At 56.0% G+C, this 1,231-nt stretch carries 2 protein-coding genes; both read left to right on the plus strand.

From position 1 onward, the window contains the following. Window positions 1-607 (plus strand): arginyltransferase (locus tag AC1DH9_RS29455; protein ID WP_477809368.1); only part of this gene is annotated, 607 nt, incomplete at its 5' end. Window positions 608-718: 111 nt separating this feature from the next. Beyond that, window positions 719-937 (plus strand): translation initiation factor IF-1, encoded by a 219-nt coding sequence (infA, locus tag AC1DH9_RS29460; RefSeq protein ID WP_002553999.1) that lies wholly within the window; start codon window positions 719-721, stop codon window positions 935-937. Window positions 938-1,231: the final 294 nt, after the last annotated feature.

A 1,231-nucleotide genomic window follows, 5' to 3' on the forward strand; every position in this document is an offset into this window, starting at 1 on the left:
GCCCATGGATGTGCATGTCTATGCAGACCTGTCGGAAATGGGTTTTCGTCGCAGTGGCGATCACCTGTACCGGCCGCATTGCCAGAATTGCAATGCGTGCGTGCCTGCGCGCATTCCGGTTGCGCAGTTTTCGCCTAACCGTCAGCAGAAACGTATTTTCAAACGCAATGCCGACCTGCAGGTTCGCCCGGCCAAACCGGGTTTCAGCGAAGAGTATTTCGATCTTTACCAACGCTATATCGAACAACGCCACGCCGATGGCGACATGTACCCGCCCAGCCGCGATCAGTTTTCGACCTTTCTGGTCCGCGACCTGCCGTTTTCGCGTTTCTATGAGTTCCGCCTCGAGGACCGCCTGCTGGCGATCGCCGTGACGGATCTGCTGCCCAACGGCTTGTCGGCGGTCTACACCTTCTATGAGCCCGAAGAAGATCGCCGCAGCCTGGGCCGTTACGCGATTCTCTGGCAGATCAACGAAGCCCGGCGCCTGGGACTGGACGCGGTCTACCTCGGATACTGGATCAAAAACTGCAAGAAAATGAACTACAAGACCCAATATCGCCCCATAGAGCTGCTGATTAATCAGCGCTGGGTGGTACTGAACTAGGTTCAGCCCTAAAGCCCTTGGCTTAAACCCCACTTTTCGGGCACAATGCACGCCGCTTTTGCCTGGCGCAGTTGCACCGGGCCATTCATTGGATACCGAGGGCTTTACTGCATGTCGAAAGAAGACAGCTTCGAAATGGAAGGCACTGTCGTCGACACCCTGCCCAACACCATGTTTCGTGTGGAGTTGGAAAATGGGCACGTCGTAACCGCGCATATCTCCGGCAAGATGCGCAAGAACTACATTCGTATTCTTACCGGTGACAAAGTGCGCGTCGAGCTGACGCCCTATGATTTGAGCAAAGGGCGGATCACTTACCGCGCTCGTTAATCAAGTCAATACAAAACGCCCGGTTCTGCCGGGCGTTTTTGTTTGTCTGGGGTTTGATAGCTTCTTTTTGTTTTGGGTGTATATCCGTTGCTGCGGTAACGGCGGCTTATGGTTTCGCTCTTACAGCGACTCACTTTTCCAGACGCCGGGGTGCCGGCCCAGCGAAAAGTAAGCAAAAGGCTTCGCCCCGGCGTACGGCACCTCGCCAAGGCTCGGTGTTCCCTCGCTACGGTGCCCATCAGGGGGCATCGCCTACGGTCTGCTTCGCGACGACCTCCTCTCGATGTGTTCGAC

The sequence above is a fragment of the Pseudomonas sp. 05T35 genome (assembly GCF_056396605.1).

Bases quoted from the DNA above. Each gene is read 5' to 3' on its own strand.
- infA (WP_002553999.1), top strand. From the start codon at position 719: ATGTCGAAAGAAGACAGCTTCGAAATGGAAGGCACTGTCGTCGACACC.